Annotated in this window: 18 protein-coding genes; 8 read left to right on the top strand and 10 right to left on the bottom strand. The window is 72.9% G+C overall.

Features of this window, described 5'->3' with window-relative positions; all coding sequences use genetic code 11:
• Positions 1-235 precede the first annotated feature (235 nt).
• Positions 236-886: a TetR/AcrR family transcriptional regulator gene (locus DFJ69_RS26390; protein ID WP_116025074.1), complete on the bottom strand. Its 651-nt coding sequence runs from the start codon at positions 884-886 to the stop codon at positions 236-238.
• A gap of 328 nt (positions 887-1,214) precedes the next feature.
• On the opposite strand from DFJ69_RS26390, the gene DFJ69_RS26385 reads away from it, so the two are divergent.
• Positions 1,215-4,256: an FAD-binding and (Fe-S)-binding domain-containing protein gene (locus DFJ69_RS26385; protein WP_116026939.1), complete on the top strand. Its 3,042-nt coding sequence runs from the start codon at positions 1,215-1,217 to the stop codon at positions 4,254-4,256.
• Positions 4,257-4,259: 3 nt separating this feature from the next.
• On the opposite strand, the gene DFJ69_RS26380 is transcribed toward DFJ69_RS26385, so the two are convergent.
• The 6 genes from DFJ69_RS26380 to DFJ69_RS26360 form a co-directional block, all read right to left on the bottom strand.
• Positions 4,260-4,619: a cupin domain-containing protein gene (locus tag DFJ69_RS26380; protein WP_116025073.1), complete on the bottom strand. Its 360-nt coding sequence runs from the start codon at positions 4,617-4,619 to the stop codon at positions 4,260-4,262.
• 32 nt (positions 4,620-4,651) lie between these two features.
• Entirely contained in the window at positions 4,652-5,701 is a 1,050-nt protein-coding gene (locus DFJ69_RS26375; RefSeq protein WP_116025072.1) for a serine hydrolase domain-containing protein, read from the bottom strand.
• Positions 5,701-6,627 (bottom strand): DUF6895 family protein, encoded by a 927-nt coding sequence (locus DFJ69_RS26370; protein ID WP_211328768.1) that lies wholly within the window; start codon positions 6,625-6,627, stop codon positions 5,701-5,703. Before DFJ69_RS26370 ends, DFJ69_RS26375 begins: the two co-directional genes overlap by 1 nt.
• On the bottom strand, positions 6,624-7,358 hold the full coding sequence (locus DFJ69_RS26365) for a hypothetical protein (RefSeq protein ID WP_211328766.1): 735 nt from the start codon (positions 7,356-7,358) through the stop codon (positions 6,624-6,626). The genes DFJ69_RS26370 and DFJ69_RS26365 overlap by 4 nt, the downstream gene beginning before the upstream one ends.
• Before the next feature lie 76 nt (positions 7,359-7,434).
• Positions 7,435-7,611 carry a hypothetical protein gene (locus tag DFJ69_RS34495; RefSeq protein WP_170177782.1) on the bottom strand — a complete coding sequence of 59 codons (177 nt, stop codon included), beginning with the start codon at positions 7,609-7,611 and terminating at the stop codon, positions 7,435-7,437.
• A gap of 227 nt (positions 7,612-7,838) precedes the next feature.
• Positions 7,839-8,318: a nucleoside deaminase gene (locus tag DFJ69_RS26360; protein WP_116025070.1), complete on the bottom strand. Its 480-nt coding sequence runs from the start codon at positions 8,316-8,318 to the stop codon at positions 7,839-7,841.
• 158 nt (positions 8,319-8,476) lie between these two features.
• Between DFJ69_RS26360 and DFJ69_RS26355 the strand changes: the two genes are divergently transcribed.
• Positions 8,477-8,737, top strand: a complete 261-nt coding sequence (locus tag DFJ69_RS26355) for a hypothetical protein (protein WP_116025069.1) — start codon at positions 8,477-8,479, stop codon at positions 8,735-8,737.
• Positions 8,738-8,822: 85 nt separating this feature from the next.
• Complete coding sequence (locus tag DFJ69_RS26350) at positions 8,823-9,479, top strand: TetR/AcrR family transcriptional regulator (protein ID WP_116025068.1); 657 nt, start codon at positions 8,823-8,825, stop codon at positions 9,477-9,479.
• 61 nt (positions 9,480-9,540) lie between these two features.
• On the opposite strand, the gene DFJ69_RS26345 is transcribed toward DFJ69_RS26350, so the two are convergent.
• Positions 9,541-10,434, bottom strand: coding sequence for an NmrA family NAD(P)-binding protein (locus DFJ69_RS26345; protein WP_116025067.1), 894 nt, complete (start codon positions 10,432-10,434; stop codon positions 9,541-9,543).
• Between the two features lie 98 nt (positions 10,435-10,532).
• Between DFJ69_RS26345 and DFJ69_RS26340 the strand changes: the two genes are divergently transcribed.
• Genes DFJ69_RS26340 through DFJ69_RS26330 form a run of 3 tightly spaced genes read left to right on the top strand, consistent with a single transcriptional unit; the run spans position 10,533 to position 13,159 of the window.
• Positions 10,533-11,507 carry an AraC family transcriptional regulator gene (locus tag DFJ69_RS26340; RefSeq protein WP_116025066.1) on the top strand — a complete coding sequence of 325 codons (975 nt, stop codon included), beginning with the start codon at positions 10,533-10,535 and terminating at the stop codon, positions 11,505-11,507.
• A gap of 31 nt (positions 11,508-11,538) precedes the next feature.
• Positions 11,539-12,099 carry a hemerythrin domain-containing protein gene (locus DFJ69_RS26335; RefSeq protein ID WP_116025065.1) on the top strand — a complete coding sequence of 187 codons (561 nt, stop codon included), beginning with the start codon at positions 11,539-11,541 and terminating at the stop codon, positions 12,097-12,099.
• A 10-nt stretch (positions 12,100-12,109) separates the two neighbouring features.
• Positions 12,110-13,159 carry an NAD-dependent epimerase/dehydratase family protein gene (locus tag DFJ69_RS26330; protein ID WP_116025064.1) on the top strand — a complete coding sequence of 350 codons (1,050 nt, stop codon included), beginning with the start codon at positions 12,110-12,112 and terminating at the stop codon, positions 13,157-13,159.
• A gap of 9 nt (positions 13,160-13,168) precedes the next feature.
• Here the strand turns inward: DFJ69_RS26330 and DFJ69_RS26325 are convergent, their stop codons facing one another.
• Both DFJ69_RS26325 and gndA read right to left on the bottom strand, forming a co-directional pair.
• The gene (locus DFJ69_RS26325; RefSeq protein WP_116025063.1) at positions 13,169-15,679 is read right to left on the bottom strand and encodes a DEAD/DEAH box helicase; all 2,511 of its coding nucleotides are present in this window, start codon (positions 15,677-15,679) and stop codon (positions 13,169-13,171) included.
• A 54-nt stretch (positions 15,680-15,733) separates the two neighbouring features.
• Entirely contained in the window at positions 15,734-17,161 is a 1,428-nt protein-coding gene (gene gndA, locus DFJ69_RS26320; RefSeq protein ID WP_116025062.1) for an NADP-dependent phosphogluconate dehydrogenase, read from the bottom strand.
• Positions 17,162-17,282: 121 nt separating this feature from the next.
• Here gndA and DFJ69_RS26315 point away from each other — a divergent pair, with 121 nt between their 5' ends.
• Positions 17,283-18,026, top strand: a complete 744-nt coding sequence (locus DFJ69_RS26315; RefSeq protein WP_211328764.1) for a beta-phosphoglucomutase family hydrolase — start codon at positions 17,283-17,285, stop codon at positions 18,024-18,026.
• Positions 18,023-20,425, top strand: coding sequence for a glycoside hydrolase family 65 protein (locus DFJ69_RS26310; RefSeq protein WP_116025061.1), 2,403 nt, complete (start codon positions 18,023-18,025; stop codon positions 20,423-20,425). Before DFJ69_RS26315 ends, DFJ69_RS26310 begins: the two co-directional genes overlap by 4 nt.
• Positions 20,426-20,521 lie beyond the last annotated feature (96 nt).

Raw genomic sequence — 20,521 nt, 5'->3', positions numbered from 1 at the left:
TCCGGTCTTCTCATCGTGATCTTCGAAGACCCGTGCTTGACTGCATGCGATAGCGCTGGGGGCCAGGTTTCCTGATCGCGATTCAGGGCGTCGCCCTCGACGCCCGCACCGGGCGCCGCCCCCGATGCGCAAGGCCCCGCCGCCCGCCGTTGGACACCCGGCCGGCGGTGCATCGGGATGCGCGGTGCAAGGCCCCGGAATGGCTCCCCTCCGTTCCGGGGCCTTGCGCACGGCGTCAATGGGCCTCGCGCGGCCCGCGGGCGCGACGGGGCATCACGAACATTCTGAGCAACCCGGGGAAAAGGGCGGGCAGGGTCTCGGTCTCGCCGCGCAGGATGCGGAAGTAGACGAGTTCGCGGACGGCGCCCGCCATGCCCTCCGCGGTCAGCTCGGGCTCCGGCCAGTCCGGGTCGAGCTCCCGCACGAAGGCCGCGATGGTGCGGACGAACCGCCGTCGGGTCGCGTCCCGCCGGGCCACGGCCTCGGGACCCGCGGCCAGCACCTCGACGACGGCGACCCGCGCGGCCAACGGGTCGGCGGACAGGAACCGCAAATACTCCGACAGCCCGGCGCGCATCTTGGCGGCCGGGTCGTCGGCCGTCTCCATGCTCTCGACGATCGCCTCCGACATCCGGTTCACCACCGTGTCGTAGGCGCCGATGAACGCCTCGTCCTTGTTGCGGAAGAGCTCATAGAAAGTGCGGCGGGAGACTCCGGAATGGGCGACGATGCGGTCCACCGTGAGCGCGCCGTAGCCTTTCGTGCCGGCCACTTCGACCACCGCCTGCAGCACTCGGCCGAGTTGGTTGTCGACGACGTGTTCGCGGGAAAGGTGATGACGGCCGGAAGGCAGCCCGGCCCTCTCCCGCCCGCTCGCCCGCCCCATGACCTGCACCCGTTCGCATCAGCCGGAGACAACTCAGGGGCATGGTCTCACACCTCTCCACAGCCTGCATCTCGGTGGTGTTTCTTGTGAGTTGCGCACAAGAGAACACCGGATGAGTGCTCACCGAAAGCACATCACCGGCCACTTCTACGCACTCGAACACGATTTTCGGACCGCCGACGTCACCCCGAACGCGGCGGCCGGACGGGCGATACCGGATGCGGGCGGAGTCCTTCCCGGGCGGTGACCTTCGGCGGCGCTTAGCCGTTCGCCGCCGGGGCAGCAGGTCAGGAGACCGCATCCAGGAGAGGTCCAGGTGACGGAGCCCATGAGCGTTGTCGATCTTCCTCCGCCCGTCGTCCGCGGCACCCGGCCCCGGCCCGACCCGCGCGCCCTCGAACGCGCCCTGCGGGCACGGGTGGACGGCGAGGTCCGCTTCGACGCCGGGAGCCTCGCGGCGTACTCCACCGACGCCTCCAACTATCGGCACGTGCCGATCGGCGTGGTCGTGCCGCGCACCGTGGAGGCCGCGGTCGAGGCCGTCGCGGTGTGCCGCGAGCACGACGCGCCGCTGCTGTCGCGCGGCGGCGGCACCAGCCTGGCCGGCCAGTGCTGCAACGCCGCCGTGGTCATCGACTGGAGCAAGTACTGCAACCGGCTGCTCTCCGTGGACCCCGACCGGCGGCTGTGCACGGTGGAGCCCGGCATCGTGCTCGACGACCTGAACCGGCGGCTGGCCCCGCACGGCCTGCAGTACGGGCCCCGGCCGTCCACCCACGCCAACTGCACGATCGGCGGGATGATCGGCAACAACTCGTGCGGCTCCACCGCGCAGGCGTACGGCAAGGTCGTCGACAACCTCCGCGGGCTGGAGGTGCTCTGTCACGACGGGCTGCGGATCCGGGTCGGCCGGACCGGCGACGAGGAGCTCGCCCGGTTGACCTCCCGGCGCGACCGTCTAGGCGAGCTCTTCCGGGCCCTGACCGCGCTGCGCGACCGGTACGGCGACGAGGTCCGGGCGCGCTATCCCCGCATCCCCCGCCGGGTGTCCGGCTACAACCTGGACTCGCTGCTGCCCGAGCAGGGCTTCGACGTCGCGGGTCTTCTCGTGGGGTCGGAGTCCACGCTGGTCACGGTGCTGCGCGCGGAGCTGGAGCTCGTCACGGTGCCCCGGCACACGGCGGTGGCGGTGCTGGGCTTCCCGGACCTCGCCACCGCCGCCGAGCACGTTCCGGACATCGTTCCGCGAGGGCCGCAGACGCTGGAGGGCCTGGACGACCGCCTGCTGGGGTTCGAGAGGGCCGAGCACCTGCACCCGGAGGCCCTGAAACTGCTGCCCGAGGGCGACTCCTACCTGATGGTGGGGTTCGCCGGAGACACGATCGAGGAGTGCCGGGACCGGGCGCGGGACCTCATCGCCGACGTCCGCGACGCCATCGGCTCGACCCTCTTCGACGACCCGGAGCACCAGCGGCAACTGTGGCAGGTCCGCGAGTCGGGGCTCGGCGCCACCGCGCACGCGCCCGGCGAGCCGGACGCGTGGCCGGGCTGGGAGGACTCCGCCGTTCCGCCCGAACGGCTCCCCGGCTATCTGCGCGACCTGAACGGGCTGTTCCGCGAGTTCGGGTACGGGCAGCCGGCGGTGTACGGGCACTTCGGCCAAGGGTGCGTCCACGTCCGCATGCCGTTCGACGTGAAGACGGCCCAGGGCGTCGCCACCATGCGCGCCTTCGTGGAGCGGGCGACCGACCTGGTCGTCGGGTACGGCGGGTCGCTGTCGGGCGAGCACGGCGACGGCCAGGCCCGGGGCGAGCTGCTGGAGAAGATGTTCGGCCCCGAGTTGACGGAGGCGTTCGCCCGGCTGAAGTCGGCCTTCGATCCGCACGACCGGATGAACCCCGGCAAGGTCGTCGCGCCGTACCGGCTGGACGACGACCTCAGGTTCGGGGCGGGGTTCCGGCCCGCCGAGCCCGCGACGGTCTTCTCCTATCCCCACGACGGGGACCGCTTCAGCGCCGCCGCCGCGCGCTGCGTCGGCGTCGGCAAGTGCCGGTCGCTGGAGGGCGGGGTGATGTGCCCCAGCTACCGGGCGACCCGGGAGGAGGAGCACTCCACGCGGGGCCGGTCGCGGCTGCTGTTCGAGATGCTCCGCAACGCCTCCCCCATCGACGGCGGATGGCGCTCGACGGAGGTCCGCGACGCCCTCGACCTGTGCCTGGCCTGCAAGGGGTGCAGGGCCGACTGTCCCGTCAACGTCGACATGGCCACCTACAAGGCCGAGTTCCTACACCACCACTACCGGGGGCGGGTGCGGCCCGTCGTCCACTACTCGATGGGTTGGCTGCCGCTGTGGGCCGCGATGGCCCGCCGTGCCCCCGGGACGGTCAACGCGCTGACCCGCATGCCGGGACTGAGCCGGGTGATCAAGGCGGCGGGCGGCATCGCCTCCGAACGGCCGGTGCCCCTGTTCGCCGAGGGGCACTTCACCGGCTGGTGGCGGCGACGGCGGCCGAAGGGCGACGGAGCGCGCGGCGAGGTGGTGCTCTGGCCGGACACGTTCACCAACTCCTTCACTCCGGCCATCGGGCGCGCGGCCGTCGAGGTCCTCGAAGCCGCCGGGTTCCGGGTGAGGGTCCCCCGGGGCACGGTGTGCTGCGGCCTCACCTGGATCTCCACCGGCCAGCTCGGCATCGCGCGCCGCGCCCTGCGCCGAACCCTCGACGTTCTGCGCGAGGACCTGCGTCGGGGCACGCCGATCGTCGGGCTGGAGCCGAGCTGCACCGCCGTGCTCCGCTCCGACGCGGCCGAACTGCTGCCCGAGGATCCGGACGTGCGGCTCCTGATCGGGCAGACCCGGACGCTCGCCGAACTGCTGGAGGAACGGGCCCCGGATTGGCGTCCGCCGCAGGTCGAGCCCGCCCACGCCCGCGCGATCGTGCAACGCCACTGCCACCAGTACGCCGTCATGGGCTTCGAGGCCGACCGGCGGCTCCTGGAGAGGGCGGGTGTCGACGCGGACGTGCTGGACGCCGGCTGCTGTGGGCTGGCGGGCGACTTCGGCTTCACCCGCGGCCACTACGAGGTCTCCCGGGACGTGGCCGAGCTGGGCCTGCTCCCGGCGGTCCGCGACGCGTCGCCGGACACCCTGGTCCTGGCGGACGGCTTCAGTTGCCGGACCCAGATCGAGCAGGAGGCCGGCACCGGGCACGTCCCCGTTCACCTGGCCGAGGTCCTCGCCGCCGGCCTGCACCGGACGGCCCCACGACCGGACCGTCCGGTGCCGCCGGGAACGGCTCGCCGGCTCGCCCTGGCGGGCGGCGCCGCGGCCCTGGCGATCACCGTGGTCGCCCTGCGCCGACGGCGGCGATGAGGGTCAGCCGCGCTCCTTGGCGTACTCGTCCATCTGTCCGGCGAAGTCGAAGGCCCGGAAGGCGGTGTCGCCGACGACCCACGCGTCGTGGCCCGGAGGGATCACGAACACGTCGCCGGGGCCGACCTCCTGTTCGTCGCCGTCCCGCATCCGGACGCGCAGCCTGCCCTCCAGGACGTAGCCCTGGTGGCCGGTCTCGCAGTACTCGGTGCCGGCGATCGGCTTGACGGACTCCGACCAGCGCCAGCCGGGTTCCATCGTCCCCACGCCGAACACCAGCCCGGTCATCTGGAGCACCTCCAGGTGCCCGAGCGGGAAGTCCCGGCGCTCGTCCGGCTTTTCGATGTTCTTCACTTCGATCATGACGGTCCCCTTTCCCTGGATTCGGGGAATATCTATGTATAAGTGGGCTTTCCAGCGGAAACGGCGCGGAGCGCATCGTAGGCGGCCTGGATGAAAGGGCTCCGCATCGACGACGTCGTGTTGGCCAGGGCGACGATCCCGGTCCCCGTTCCCGGGCCGAACCCGACGAAGGCGGTGAAGCCCCGGGTCGCGCCGGAATGGTGGACGAGGTCGTGCGTCGTCTCCCTGCGCAGGTTCCACACCAGGCAGCGGGGCCTGCCGGTCGGTCCGACGGGACGGGGCCGCCGCACGTCGGCGAGCGCCGCGCTCAGCGACGGGACGGCGACGGACGCCGGGTCGAGCAACGCGGACACGTAGCGCAGCAGGTCCCGGCCGGTGGAGCGCAGCGCCCCCGCGGCGGCGAGCCCCGGGATGAGCCACGGCGGGCGGGGCCTGCCGTGCCAGTGACCGGTGGCCTGCGGGCCGTACGGGTCGCCGTCGGTGTCGGTCAGGTCGAGCGGTTCCACCACCCGCGCGTGCAGCAGGCCCTCGTACCCCTCGCCGGCGGCATGGGACAGCGCGACCCCGAGCAGGCCCACGCCGAAGTTGGAGTAGGAGACCCGCCTCCCCGGCGTGAAGCGCGGGCGGGCGCGCGGCAGCGCCGCCATGAGGTCGGCGGTGCCGAACGCGGCGTAGGGATTGGTGAACCAGTGGCGCGCTGCCCGGGCCAGCAGCCCGGGCGGCAGCCGCGGCAGGCCGGAGGTGTGCGTGGCCAGGTGCAGCAGCGTGACGGGCGGGCCCGGCGAGGCGGGAAGGCGGGCGTCGGCGGGCAGGTACAGGTCGACCGGATCGTCGAGGCGGACCAGCCCGTCGGCCGCCATCTCCGCCAGCAGCAGCGCGGTGAACGTCTTGGTGAGCGATCCGATCTCGAACCGGGTGTCCAGATCCGCGGGCACCGTGCGCGGAACGCCGGTGCGCCCGAGGGTGCCGTGCCGGCGCACGGCGCGCTCGTCGCCCCGAACGATGCCGGTGACCACGGCGCTGGCGCCGCCGGCGGCGGCCACCACCGGCTCGAGCAGTTCGTCCAGGCCCCCGACGGTCATCACGAGGCCACCGAGGCGTCGGCCGCGCGGGCGGCGGCGATGGTCCCGGCCACCGCGGTCACCACCACGGTGTGCTGGTGCTCGCGGAAGCGCTGCGCGGGGTCCTCGGCGACGGGCTCGCCGTCGCGCGGAACGAACCCGTCGTCGTGCTGGATCTCCTCCAGCACCCGCCAGTCCGCCGGGTCCCAGTACGGCTCGGGGAGGCAGGCGCCCACGATCAGCAGCTCGGTCATCAGATCCCACTGCTGGATCTCGCGCCAGACGTCGATCCAGACCGGGAGCCAGTCGCGCAGGTAGCCCGCCACGTCGGCGGGCAGCCCCTCGGGCCGGGCCCCCCAGTCCGTGGTGTGGAAGACGGTGTGGGTCATGTGGTAGGCGGTCATCCAGTCGATCGCCCACGGCTCCGGATCCCCGCCGAGCCAGGTCGCGCGCAACAGGTCGTCCCAGTCGACGCCGTGGTCGAGACCCACGATGCGGGCGGCGTTGGCGACGGCCATCCGCCGGTTGGGGACCACCTCGATCGCCCGGACCGACCGCAGCGCGGCGTTGTGGGCCAGCAGCCCGTCGAGCCGCGGGTGCCGGTAGCCCACGCGCACGAAATGCGCGTACGTCTCCAGCGGGTCGCTCATCAGCGTGTGCCGGATCTGCCGGTCGTACAGCAGGTCGCCCTCGCGCATCTGCCCCCACGCGTAGTCGATCAGGCTCTGGGCGGCGACCTGCTGACCCGCGCCGGAGTCGGCGTCCCGCAGGATCAGGGACGCCGCGAGGGTGGTCTCGCCGAGCGGCTTGTACACGCTGTCGGGGTCGCCGAGGTCCGCGGTGCTGTCAACGGGCATGGCGCCCAGTTCGCGGTGGGCGTGCAGCCAGGACAGTGCGCGGTCGGCGACCCGCCGTGCCGTCACGGCGACCGGCGCGGTGTCGCTCACCGGTCCTCCTCTCCGTTCGGACCGAGCATCCGTTCGGCCACGGCGATGTCGAGTGCGGTGCGCGGTCCGTGCCCGCCGAGCATCGCGGCGTGGTCGAGGGCCGGGCGCGGGTCGAGCGGGAGCGCGACGCCGTCCCGGTGCAGCCGGGCCAGCCAGCGGATCAGGCGCACGGCGGTGAGGTAGTCGCGGCGCAGCATCGATCGGGTGACGCCGCGGCACAGCGCGAGGGTGTCGCGGCGCGCGGCCTCGTGGACGGGCCCGTCCAACTCGGGCGTGGCCAGCGGCGCGAGTTGCGCCATCCGCGCGCTCCGGCTCCGCCAGTCGTCGGGCGGCGGCTCCTCGCCGGGCGGCGGCACCGGATGCCTGCCGCCGTCGAGCCTGGCCAGCAGTTCGGCGACCGCCCAGTCGCGCCAGGCGACGGCCCAGGCGGCGGGGTCCTCCGCAGCGCCGGGGGCGACGGTCGCCGTCGGGAAGGCGGTGAGCGAGCGCGCCACCGCGGCGGCGTCCTCCGGGTCGAGGCGGGTGTCGGTCAACAGGTGCGGGGCGAAGACGTCCGCGCCGACGACGCGCAGGGCCGCGAGGGCCGCCATCGCGTCGGGTGCGGCGTCGACGTGCCGGGCGATGAAGGCCGCGTTCTCGGCGCCCCGCAGGACGCCGAGAACGCGATCGGCCAGTTCATCGGCCGCGGTCGCGAAGACCACCCGGGACGAGCCCGCTTCGGGGAGCATCACCGGGCGACCCCCTTGGGGGCGCGGGTCGCGTCCTCGCGGCGTACGGCCGAGCCCGGGCCTAAGGTTGCGGCTCGGTTCACTTGCTCTTCGGCTCCTTCGGCGACAGCAGGATCAGCAACAACAGGACACCGACGGCGCTGGGGCTGAACACCGGAGCGTCGCTGATCACGGCCTCGGGCTCCACCATCAGGGAGCCGACCGCCGCCGCGTCGGTCGTGGTGCCGACCTGGGTGATTTCCTTCTGAGCCAACATTTTCCATCCTCCTTCGAACCTTCGAGATTGGACACATCCCATTACAAGCACCCACCAGCGGATCCACAACAGGACAGAAGTGGATGTTGCGTGGATTTTGGACTCGCCATGAAAGGCGTTGCCCGAGGGGGCTCGCGTAAAAGCGGGGGAATGTCCCGGCCAAGGTCTTTCACGGTCGGCCCCATCCCGGTCGGGAGCGCCCTTTCAGGCCGGTGGCCGACCGGAGGTCAGGCGGAGTCGAGGAATCGGCGGTGCAGGGCCCGCACCTGCTCGACCAGCTCCGGGACGGGGCCCTCGACCACCGCGTCCGGGACCACGTCGCGGATCGGTAGGGCCCGCACGGGCGAGGCGGGGGCGCCCCACTCGGCGCGCCAGCCCACGAGCTGCTCGGAGGAGCACGCGTACACGATGCGGCCGAGGCCGACCCAGCCGTGCGCGGCGGCGCACATCGGGCAGTGCTCGCCGGAGGTGTAGACGGTCGCCGCCGCGCGCTCGTCGGGCGTCAGGTGCTCGGCGGCCCAGCGCGCCAACGCGAACTCCGGGTGTCGGGTCCGATCGCCGGCGGCCACGCGGTTGTGGTCCTCGGCCAGGATCCGCCCGTCCGCGCCGACCAGCACGGAGCCGAACGGCTCGTCGCCGGCCTCCAGGGCCTCGGTGGCCAGCTCCACACAGCGTCGCAGGTACCGCAGCTCACCGGCGTCCACCATGACGACCTCCCGAAGTGGATCTTCAAAGGCATGCTACGGCACGCCTTCCGGACGGCAGGTTCGCGATCACTCCTTCGAGGGTAGCCCTCAGTCACAGGATCGTTACCATATGTGTCCGGCGCGTCCGCTTGACCCGCCGGGTCCGAGGAGACCACGCAATGACCTTCCGTCCACGCCGCCCCGCCGGTGTGCTCGCCGTCGTCCCGTTCGCCGTCGCCCTCGCCGTGCCCCTGGCGGTGCACGACGGCCCCGGGACCGCCCGGCCGATGACCGCCGACTGCTTCACGGCCGTCCTGCCCCAGGGCGGCGAGCTCACCAAGACCAGGACGCCCGACATGGGGGGCAGCCCGCTGCGGTTCTACATGCTGTACTGCCCCGAGGGCGGCTCCCGCGACGCCGCGCACCACCCCCTCTGGTAGTCGCGTTCCGGAGTGCTCCGGCCACCTCGGGCGATAGGCTTCCCTGACCGGCGGGCGAGGTTCGGACGTGCCGCAGAGGAGTCGAATGGCGAGGTCGGGACCCACGGGACGGTACGGCGGTCGCCCGGCGGCCGAACGGCGTGCGGAGCGACGGGCCCGGCTGCTGGAGGCCGGGCTCGAGCTGTTCGGGACGGACGGCTACGCCGCGACCTCGGTGGAGCGGCTGTGCACCACGGCCGGGTTGTCGACCCGTCAGTTCTACGAGGAGTTCGCCAACCGCGAGGCCGTCCTCATCGCCCTGCACGACCAGGTGAACCGGCGGGCCTTCGACGCCGTCACCGTCTGCGTGGAGGCCCTGGACACCGAATCCGGCCGTCCCGGCACGGACGTCGACGTGGAGCAGCTCGTCCGGGCGGCGCTGCGCGGCTACATCACCGTGACCGCCGCCGACCTGCGCTGGGCGCGCGTCGCCTACGTGGAGGTCGTCGGGGCGAGCCCGGAGGTGGAGGCGCGCCGCGTCCGGTGGCGTCGACGCTGGGCGGAGCTGCTGGAGACCGCGGCCACCACCGCCGGGCTGCTCGGCGACCCGGTGTCGCCGCGCATCCACCTCGGGATCGTCGGTTTCATCGGGGCGGTCAACGCGCTGGCGCACGAGTGGTGCACCGCCTCGCCCCGGCTGCCGCTCGAGACGGTGATCGACACCTTGGCCGCCCTCTTCCTCAGCGGCGTCCTCGGCCGCTAAGGTCGACCGATCCCCGCGCGGCGGACCGCCCGGGGGCGCCTGCCGCCGAGTCGCGTTCGGTTCACCCCTCCAGGCTTCGTCCGGGGTCCGCGAGGTCCCGCCAGGGCCGGCCGGCGATCCAGGCGCGCAGGGGCGTCGGGCGCACGTCGAGCACCGGGTCCGCCGCCGCGTACAGCCCGGCGGCCCCGGGCCCGGCCATCCAGCGGTAGGAACCCGCGATGGCCGCCGCCGCCTCGGGCCCGAACGCCTCGGCGAGCCCGGCCTCGAACGCGTCCACCGGCCGCGACGCGAACCTGACCGGACGCCCGAGCACCTCGGTGAACGCGGCGGCCAGCACCGGCCCCGTCACCGCCTCCGCGCCGCCGACGTCGATCGCGGTCCCGGCGAGGTCCGGGCGCGCGAGGGCGGCGGCCGTGAACGCGGCGAGGTCGTCATGCCCCAGCCACGCGATCGGGAGGTCCTCCGGCACCGGGTAGCCGAGCACTCCGTCGCGGACCAGCGCCGGCGCCACCCACGGGCCGCACAGGTTCTCCAGGTAGAGCGGCGGGCGCAGCACCACGGTGGGCAGCCCGGAGGCGAGCACCGCCTCGGCGGCCTCGCGGCGGGTCTCGAACGGGGCCACCGACGTGGGCACGGCCGGGAGCCGGGTGGTGATGTTGAGGACGAGGAGCCTCAGATCGGCGGCGGAGGAGGCGCCCTCGATCAGGTTGCGCGTGTAACGGTCCAGCAGGGCGTCGTCGTACACGAGGGGCAGCGTGACCGAGGCGTGCGTGACGTCCTTGAACGCGGCCCGCAACGAGTCGGCGTCCGCCAGATCGCCTGACACCCACTCCACGCCGGGCACGGACCCGGCGCCCCGCCGGGTCAGCCCGCGGACCCGGTGGCCGTCCGCCGTCAACCGCCGCGCCACGGCCCCGCCCTGGGCTCCCCGAGCGCCGATCACCAGGTGACTCATCGTGCGTTCCTTCCGTCGGAGGGTCGATGACGCTCAGCCTTCCGGACCCGGCTGGTACGTTCGATAAGCGTGAATCCGCATCTCTATAAGGATCGTCCATGACGATCATCGATACGGGCGCGGACGGGGACCTGCTCGACGCGTTGCTCGACCCGCTGCGGCTGCGCGGGGTCTTCGCGAGCAGGTGGACGGTGCACGCGCCCTGGGGCGTCCGCGGCGGGCAGGAGAACTGCGCCGTCCTGCACCACGTCAGGACGGGCGTCTGCACCGTGACGCTGCCCGGGTCGGAGCCTCTCGTCCTGCGGCCCGGCGACCTGGCGATCTTCCCCCACGGCACGCCCCACGAGCTGGCCGACCGGCCGGGCAGGGCGACGATGCCGCTGGACGCGCTCGTTCCCGGGCGGGAGGCGGGCACCGCGCGCGTCGTCCGCGTGGACGGGCCCGGACCCGTCACCGAGCTGCTGTGCGGCGGGCTGCACTACGACGGGCCCGCGGTCACGCCTCTCTACCGTGTGCTGCCGGACGTCCTGGTGCTGGACCGGGAGATGCTCGCGGGCGAGCCGCTGTTGGCGGGCACGCTGGACCGGCTCGCCGACGGCATGGAGCAGGACGCGCCGGGCGGGCGGCTGGTGGCGCTGCGGGCGTTCGAGCTGGTGTTCGTGCTGGCGCTGCGGGTGGCCCTGCACCGCTCGGCCGGGGAGTGCCCGGCGCTGGAGTCGCTGCGGCATCCGTCGATCGGTCGGGCCCTGCTGGCGGTGCAGACCCGGTTCGCCGAGCCGTGGACGCTGGAGTCGCTGGCCCGCGAGGCGGGGATGTCGCGGTCGTCGTTCGCCGCCACGTTCCGGCGGCTGGTCGGCGAGGCCCCGGCCCGGCACCTCGCCGCCCGCCGCATGCAGGAGGCGGCCCGGCTGCTCACCGAGACCGCCGTGCCTCTCGGAGGCGTCGCGGAACGGGTCGGGTACGCCTCGGCGGTCGGGTTCCATCTGGCGTTCCGCCGCCACCACGGCGTCACGCCCGGCGAGTACCGGCGGGCCCGCGCCACGGCGACGCATGGGGCCCGGTCGGAGGGGTAGGGCGGTCGCATACCGACGAGGGGAGTGACCGATGATCGCCGAGACCGACGTGGTCGACCTGCTGCAACGTCAGCACGAGGAGATCCGGGGCCTGTTCTCCCAGGTGCTGGAGTCCACCGGACGCGAGCGCCGCGACGCGTTCCGAAGGCTGGTCAGGCTGCTGGCGGTCCACGAGACGGCGGAGGAGGAGATCGTCCACCCGCTGGTCCGGCGGACCGGGTCCGACGGGGAGCGGATCGTCGAGGAGCGCCTGCGCGAGGAGCGCGAGGCCAAGGTCCTGCTGTCGACGATGGAGGGACTGGACGTGGACGAGCCCGCCTTCCTGCGCGGGCTCACCGAACTGCGCGAGGCCGTGCTGGGTCACGCGAACGCCGAGGAGCGGCTCGAGTTCCCCCTCGTCCGCGACGCGTTCGGGGAGCCCGAGCGCCGGGCGCTGGCCCTGGCGGTCAGGACGGCCGAGGCGACCGCCCCCACCCATCCGCACCCCGGCACCGAGAGCGCCCGGCGCAACCTGCTCACCGGGCCGGCCGTCGCCGTGGCCGATCGGACCCGTGACCTGGTCAGTGGGGCGATGGCCAGGGTCGGCCGCTGAGGAGCGCGGAATGCGAGTAGTCGTCGTCGGCGCCACCGGGAATGTCGGCACCAGCACCGTCCAGGCCCTGGCCGCGGACCCGGCGGTCACCTCGATCCTCGGGCTCGCCCGGCGGGTCCCCCGCTGGCGCGCCGACAAGACCGAATGGGCGCGTGCGGACGTCACCGAGACCGACCTCGTCCCGCTGCTGCACGACGCGGACGCGGTGGTCCACCTGGCCTGGCTGTTCCAGCCGACGCACGACCCGATGGTGACCTGGCGGACCAACGCGCTGGGCAGCGCACGGGTGTTCCGCGCGGTGGCCGACGCGAAGGTCCCGGCGCTGGTGTACGCCTCGTCGGTGGGCGCGTACTCGCCGGGCCCCAAGGACCGGGCGGTCGACGAGACCTGGCAGACGCACGGCCGGCCCACCGCCGCCTACAGCCGCGAGAAGTCCTATGTGGAACGGCTGCTGGACAGCTTCCAGGTGGTGAACCCGCAGTGCCGGGTGGTGCGGCTCCGGCCGGGGTTCATCTTCAAGCGGGAGGCCGCCTCCGAGCAGCGCAGGCTGTTCGCCGGGCCGCTGCTGCCGGGCCGGCTGGTGCGGTCGGGGAGGGTGCCGCTGTTCCCCGACATCCCCGGCCTGCGGTTCCAGGCGCTGCACGCCGCCGACGCCGGGGAGGCGTACCGGCTGGCGGTCACCGGCGACGCGCGCGGGCCGTTCAACCTGGCCGCCGACCCGGTGGTCGGGGCGACGGAGCTGGCGGGGCTGCTCGGGGCGCGCAAGGTGCCGGTGCCCGCGCGCGGGGTGCGCGCGGCGCTGTCCGTCGCCTGGACGCTGGGGCTGGTGCCCGCGTCGCCGCAGTTGTTCGACCTGGTCCGCGAGATCCCGATCATGGACTGCGGGCGGGCCCGTCGGGAGCTGGGCTGGACGCCCCGGCTCACCTCGCTGGACGCGCTCCGCGAGTTCCTGGAGGGGCTGCGCGCGGGCGCCGGGATGGACACCCCGCCGCTGGAGCCGGGCGGGGCCGGGCCGATGCGGATCCGTGAGCTGCGCACGGGGGCCGGGCATCGGCCCTGACCCGCCGGGTCACAGCCGGTCGACGGACAGCACCCGGAGCACCGCCGTGCCCTCCTCGTCGGAGGCGGTCAGGTCGACCTCGGCGGAGATGCCCCAGTCGCGGTCCCCGGCGGGGTCGTCGAACGCCTGCCGGACCCGCCACAGCGCCTCCTCCGGGACCTCCTCGATCGTGAGGAGCTTGGGTCCGCGCGCGTCCGGCCCGGTGCCCAGCTCGTCGTGCTCCTCGAAGTAGGCGTCCATCGCGTCGGCCCACGCGTCCGCGCCGAACTCCGGGTCCAGCTCGCCCAGGTCGCGGTAGCGCTCCAGGGCGGCCAGCTCGACCCGACGGAACAGCGCGTTGCGCACCAGCACGCGGAACGCCCGCGTGTTCGCGGTGACCCTGGTGGCCGGGGAGTCGACCACCGCGCCCGGATCGTCGTCGTCCTTGGGGTTGGCGAGCTGCTCCCACTCGTCCAGCAGGCTGGAGTCGACCTGGCGGACCAGCTCGCCCAGCCACTCGATGAGGTCGATCAGCTCGTCGGTCTTGATCGACTCGGGCACGGTCTGTTGGAGGGCCTTGTAGGCGCTGGACAGGTAGCGCAGCAACAGGCCCTCGGTCCGGGCCAGCTCGTAGACGCCGACGAACTCCACGAACGTCATGGCCCGCTCGTACATGTCCCGCACGATCGACTTGGGGGCCAACGGGTGGTCGCCGACCCACGGGTGGCCGCGCCGGTAGATCTCGTACGCGGCCGTCAGCTCCTCCTCCAGCGGCTTGGGGTAGGTGACGTCCTGGAGCAGCTCCATGCGCTCCTCGTACTCGATGCCGTCGGACTTCATCTGCTGCACGGCCTCGCCGCGGGCCTTGTTCTCCTGGGCGGCGAGGATCTGGCGGGGGTCGTCGAGCGTCGCCTCGATCACCGACAGGACGTCCAGCGGGTACGACGGCGAGTTCTGGTCCAGCAGCTCGAACGAGGCCAGCGCGAACGTCGACAGCGGCTGGTTGAGCGCGAAGTCCTCCTGGAGGTTCACGGTGATGCGGGCGTACCGGCCCTCCTCGTCGGGCTCCTCCAACTGCTCCACCACTCCCCCGGCCAGCAGCGACCGGTAGATGGCGATGGCCTGCGAAATGTGCCGGCGCTGCCGTTCGCGGTCCTCGTGGTTGTCGGTCAGCAGCTTCTTCATGCCCTGGTACGCGTTGCCGGGCCGGGCGATCACCGACAGCAGCATGGCGTGGCTGACCTTGAACCGCGACTGCAGCGGCTCCGGCGCCGCCGTCTGGAGCTTGGTGAACGTCTCCTCGTCCCAGGACACGAACCCCTCGGGCGGCTTGCGGCGGACGACCTTGCGCCGCTTCTTGGGGTCGTCGCCCGCCTTGGCGAGGGCCTTCTCGTTCTCGACGACGTGCTCGGGGGCCTGCGCGACCACGTACCCGATGGTGTCGAACCCGGCGCGGCCCGCCCGACCGGCGATCTGGTGGAACTCCCGGGCCCGCAGCCGCCGCACCCGGTGCCCGTCGTACTTGCTCAGCGCGGTGAACACCACGGTGCGGATCGGCACGTTGACGCCGACGCCGAGGGTGTCGGTGCCGCAGATCACCTTGAGCAGCCCGGCCTGCGCGAGCCGCTCCACCAGCCGCCGGTACTTGGGCAGCATCCCGGCGTGGTGCACGCCGATGCCGTGCCGCACGAAACGCGACAGGTTGCGGCCGAACCGGGTGGTGAAGCGGAAGCCGCCGATCAGGTCGGCGATCCGGGCCTTCTCCTCCTTGGTGCAGACGTTCACGCTCATCAGCGACTGCGCCCGCTCCATCGCCGCCGCCTGCGTGAAGTGCACGACGTAGACGGGCGCCTTCTGAACGCTCAGCAGCTCCTCGATCGTCTCGTGCAGGGGCGTCGTGAGGTACTCGTACTTGAGCGGGACGGGCCGTTCGACGGAGGAGACCACGGCGGTGGGGCGGCCGGTCCGCCGGGTCAGATCCGCCTCGAAACGCGTGACGTCGCCCAGCGTCGCCGACATCAGCAGGAACTGCGCCTGCGGCAGCTCCAGCAACGGGATCTGCCAGGCCCAACCGCGCTCGGGCTCGGCGTAGAAGTGGAACTCGTCCATGATCACGACGCCGATGTCGGCGTCGGCCCCGTCCCGCAGCGCGATGCTCGCCAGCACCTCGGCCGTGCAGCAGATGATCGGGGCGTCGGCGTTGACGCTGGCGTCCCCGGTCATCATGCCGACGTTCTCGTTGCCGAACATGGCGCACAGGTCGAAGAACTTCTCCGACACCAGCGCCTTGATCGGCGCGGTGTAGAAGCTGACCCGATCACGCCCGAGCGCCGCGAAGTGCGCCCCCGCCGCCACCAGGCTTTTGCCCGACCCGGTCGGCGTGGACAGGATCACGTTCGCCCCGGACACCACCTCGATCAGCGCCTCCTCCTGCGCGGGATAGAGCGTGATCCCGCGTTCGCTGACCCACCTCTGGAACGCCTCGAACAGGGCGTCGGGGTCGGCTTGGGAGGTGGGCGGCAACTGATCGATGAGGGTCACCCCTCCATCCTGCCCGGGTCGACCCAGTGGATGGGCCGCCGCCCGGCCGTACGCCTAGGCGGTGACCTCCGTGCGGTCGTCTCCCCAGAGGGTGTGGAACGAGCCGTCGCGGTCGACGCGGCGGTAGGTGTGGGCGCCGAAGAAGTCGCGTTGGGCCTGGGTGAGGGCGGCGGGCAGGCGTTCGGCGCGCAGGGAGTCGTAGTAGGCCAGCGCGGTGGAGAAGCCGGGGGCCGGAACGCCCAGGCGGGCGGACGTGGCGACGACCTTGCGCCAGGCGTCCTGGGCGTCGCCGAGGGCCTCGGCGAAGTGGGCGTCGGTGAGCAGGGTAGGGGTGCCGGGGTCGGCGTCGTAGGCGGCGCGGATCCGGTCGAGGAACCGGGCGCGGATGATGCAGCCGCCCCGCCAGATGGTGGCCATCGCGCCGGGGTCGATGTCCCAGCCGTACTCGGCGCTGCCGGCCTGGATCTGGTGGAAACCCTGGGCGTAGGCGACGATCTTGGACGCGTACAGGGCCTTCTCCACGTCGTCGGCGAACGCGGCGGCGTCCTCCAGTCGGGACGGGACCGGGCCGGGCAGGTCACGGGAGGCGGCGCGGAGGTCGGCGTGGCCGGACACCGAGCGGGCGAACACGGCCTCCGCGATGCCGCCGACGGGGACGCCGAGGTCGAGCGCGGTCTGCACGGTCCAGCGGCCGGTCCCCTTCTGCTCGGCCCGGTCGAGGACGACGTCGACGAACGGCCGGCCGGTGGCGGCGTCGGTGTGCGCGAGGACCTCGGCGGTGATCTCGATCAGGTAGGACTCCAGCCGGCCGCCGTTCCAGGTGCGGAAGACCTCGGCGATCTCGGCGGGGGCCAGGCCGGAGGCGTTTCGCAGCAGGTCATAGGCCTCGCCGATCAGTTGCATGTCGGCGTACTCGATGCCGTTGTGGACCATCTTGACGAAATGGCCCGCGCCGTCGGGGCCCACGTGGGTGCAGCACGGGGTGCCGTCGACCGTGGCGGCGATGTCCTCCAACAGCGGACCCAGCGCCTCGTAGGACTCCACCGAGCCGCCGGGCATGATGCTGGGGCCGTTCAGCGCGCCCTCCTCACCGCCGGAGATGCCGGCGCCGACGAAGTGCAGCCCGATCTCGCGCAGCGCCCGCTCGCGCCGCCTGGTGTCGGCGAAGTGCGCGTTTCCGCCGTCCACGATCATGTCCCCGGGCTCGAGCAGCGGGGCGAACCCGTCGATCACCGCGTCGGTCGGGGCGCCCGCCTTGACCATGATCACCAATCGGCGGGGGCGCTCCAGGGAGGCCACGAACTCCTCGGGCGTCTCGGCCGGCACGAACGCGCCCTCGTGCCCGAACTCCTCGACCAGCGCCCTGGTCCGCGCCGTCGTGCGGTTGTGCACGGCGACCGGATGCCCGTGCCGCGCCAGGTTCCGGGCGAGGTTGCGCCCCATGACCGCCAGACCGGTGACGCCGATGCGCGCCTGTGCCATCGCAGATCCCCTCTCCGTTGAAGCGACCTCCCCAGTTGTACGTGATCTACGACGCCTTCCGTTCGACCGGGGTACTCCGGGGTAACACTGCGAGGGGCGTGGGCCCACCCGAGGGAGAGTGATGCTGCCCAGCGATCTGCAGGCGTGCCTGTTCGACATGGACGGAGTGCTGACGGACACGGCGGCCGTGCACGCGGCCGCCTGGAAGGAGATGTTCGACGGGTTCCTGCGCGAGTGGTCGCGCCGGGAGGGCGTGCCGTTCGTGCCGTTCGACCCGGCGACCGACTACGCGCCGTACGTCGACGGCAAGAGACGCGAGGACGGGACCCGCTCGTTCCTGGAGTCCCGGGGCATCCGGCTGCCCGAGGGCGGCCCCGGCGATCCCCCCGACGTCGAGAGCGTCCACGGCCTCGGCTCCCGCAAGAACGCGCTGGTGCTCGAGCTGCTCGACCGGCGAGGCGTCACGGTGTTCGAGGACGCGGTGGGCTTCCTGCGCGCGGTGCGGGCGCGCGGGATGCGGACGGCGGTGGTGTCGTCCAGCGCCAACACCGTGCAGGTGCTCGAGGTCGCCGGGCTGACCGACCTGTTCGACGCCCGCGTCGACGGGGTCACCGCACAGGAGCGGGATCTGCCCGGCAAGCCCGCCCCCGACATGTTCCTGGCCGGGGCCGCCGCCCTGAACGTGCCGCCGGACCGCGCCGCCGTCCTCGAGGACGCCCTGTCGGGTGTCGCGGCGGGCCGGGCGGGGCGCTTCGCGCTGGTCGTCGGCGTCGACCGGGTCGGCGGCGGGCACGGCGCGGCGCTGCTCGCCGAGGGCGCCGACGTGGTGGTCGACGATCTCGGCGAGCTCTTGGAGGAACGATGACGACACCCGACACCCCCCAGACCGTGTACGCCGTCGAGCCCTGGTGCGTGCGCGAGCAGGAGTTGCACCTCGACCGGCTCGCCCAGAGCGAGTCGGTGTTCGCGCTGTCCAACGGCCACATCGGGCTGCGCGGCAACCTGGAGGAGGGCGAGCCGCACGGGCTGCCCGGCAGCTACCTGAACTCCTTCTACGAGCTGCGGCCGCTGCCGCACGCGGAGGCCGGCTACGGCTACCCCGAGTCCGGTCAGACGGCCATCAACGTCACCAACGGCAAACTGATCAGGCTGCTGGTCGACGACGAGCCGTTCGACGTCCGCTACGGCAGGCTCAACCACCACGAACGCAAACTGGACCTGCGGGCCGGGACGCTGACCCGCGACGTGGAGTGGCGCTCCCCCGCCGACGACACCGTACGGGTCACCTCGACGCGGCTGGTGTCGCTGACCCACCGGGCGATCGCGGCGATCTGCTACGAGGTGGAGGCGGTCGAGGGACCGGTGCGGATCGTCGTCCAGTCGGAGCTGGTCGCCAACGAGTCGCTGCCCGACCTGGGCAAGGACCCGCGCGTCGCGGCGGCGCTGGGGCATCCGCTGGTCGGTGAGGAGCACGTGTCCAACGGCCGGCGCGTGGTGCTGGTGCACCGCACCAAGCACAGCGGGTTGCGGATGGGCGCCGGGATGTCGCACGAGATCGACGCGCCCGGTCGGTTGTCGGTGGAGGCGGAGAGCTTCCCCGACGTCGGCCGCGTCACCGTGGCGACCCGTCTGGAGCCCGGCCAGAAACTGCGGATCGTCAAGTACCTCGCGTACGGCTGGTCCAGTCAGCGGTCGCGGCCGGCGCTGCACGACCAGGTCGTGGCGGCGCTCGCGGACGCGCGGCTGACCGGCTGGGAGGGGCTGCTGGAGCAGCAGCGCGCGTTCCTGGACGACTTCTGGGCGGGCGCCGACGTCGAGGTCGACGGGGATCCCGAGGTGCAGCAGGCGGTGCGGTTCGGGCTGTTCCACATCCTGCAGGCCGGTGTCCGCGCCGAGCGCCGGATGATCCCGGCCAAGGGCCTGACCGGGCCGGGCTACGACGGCCACACGTTCTGGGACACCGAGACGTTCGTGCTGCCGGTGCTGACCTACACCCACGCGTCGGCGGCGGCGGACGCGCTCGCCTGGCGGCACATGACGCTGCCGCTGGCCGTCGAACGGGCCCGTCAGCTCGGGCTGCAGGGCGCGGCGTTCCCCTGGCGGACGATCCGCGGGCAGGAGTGCTCGGGGTACTGGCCCGCCGGGACGGCCGCGTTCCACATCAACGCCGACATCGCCGACGCGGTGGCCCGGTACCTGGACGCCACCGAGGACCGCGAGTTCGAACGGGAGATCGGGCTGGAGCTGCTGGTCGAGACCGCCCGGCTGTGGCGCGGGCTCGGCCACCACGACGTGCACGGCGGCTTCCGGATCGACGGGGTCACCGGGCCCGACGAGTACAGCGCCGTCGCCGACAACAACGTCTACACCAACCTGATGGCCCAGCGGAACCTGCGCGCCGCCGCCGACGTGGCGATGCGCAACCCCGACGAGGCGACCCGGCTGGGGGTCTCGACGGAGGAGGCGGCCTCGTGGCGGGACGCGGCGGCGGCGATGCTGATCCCGTTCGACGAACGGCTGGGGGTCCACCCGCAGAGCGAGAACTTCACCAACCACGCCCGCTGGGACTTCGCGGCGACCAAGCCCGACCAGTACCCGATGCTGCTGAACTTCCCGTACTTCGAGCTGTACCGCAAGCAGGTCGTCAAGCAGGCCGATCTGGTGCTGGCCATGCACCTGCGGGGCGACGCGTTCACCGACGAGGAGAAGGAGCGCAACTTCGCCTACTACGAGGCGATCAACGTCCGGGACTCGTCGCTGTCGGCGCAGACCCAGGCGGTGATCGCCGCCGAGGTCGGCCAGCTCGACCTGGCGCACGACTACCTGGGCGAGACCGCGCTGATGGACCTGCACGACCTGGCCCGCAACACCCGCGACGGCCTGCACATCGCCTCGCTGGCCGGGGCGTGGAGCGCGCTGGTGGCCGGCTTCGGCGGGATGCGGGCGGGCGACGGCTGCCTGGCGTTCGCGCCACGGCTGCCGGGCGGGATCAGCAGGCTCTCGTTCCGGCTGCGCTACCGCGGGCGGCGGATGTGCGTGACGGTGTCCTCCGACCGCGCCCTGTACGAGCTGCACGAGGGGGACCCGCTGCGGATCCGCCACCACGGCGAGGAGCATGAATTGGGCGAGGAGGCGCTGGACCTGCCCGTTCCGGCGACCCCGTCGCGGCCACGTCCCGTCCAGCCCGCGGGGCGCGAGCCGGCCCCGCGCCGCACCGATCCGGCCGGGCGGCGGATGCGGGCCGGTCCCCGGGGGAGCCTGTGACGGACGTCTGACGCGCCCCGTCCGCAACGGCGTGACCTGCGCTGTTGTCGAGATGCTGCCATCGGATGTTTCGGTCGTCCTGACGGTATGGGGCAT

This window comes from Thermomonospora umbrina (assembly GCF_003386555.1).
GTDB classification, from domain to species: domain Bacteria; phylum Actinomycetota; class Actinomycetes; order Streptosporangiales; family Streptosporangiaceae; genus Thermomonospora; species Thermomonospora umbrina.
Note: the sequence above shows the minus strand (reverse complement) of the source record. Positions and strands in the feature narration are given on the sequence as shown.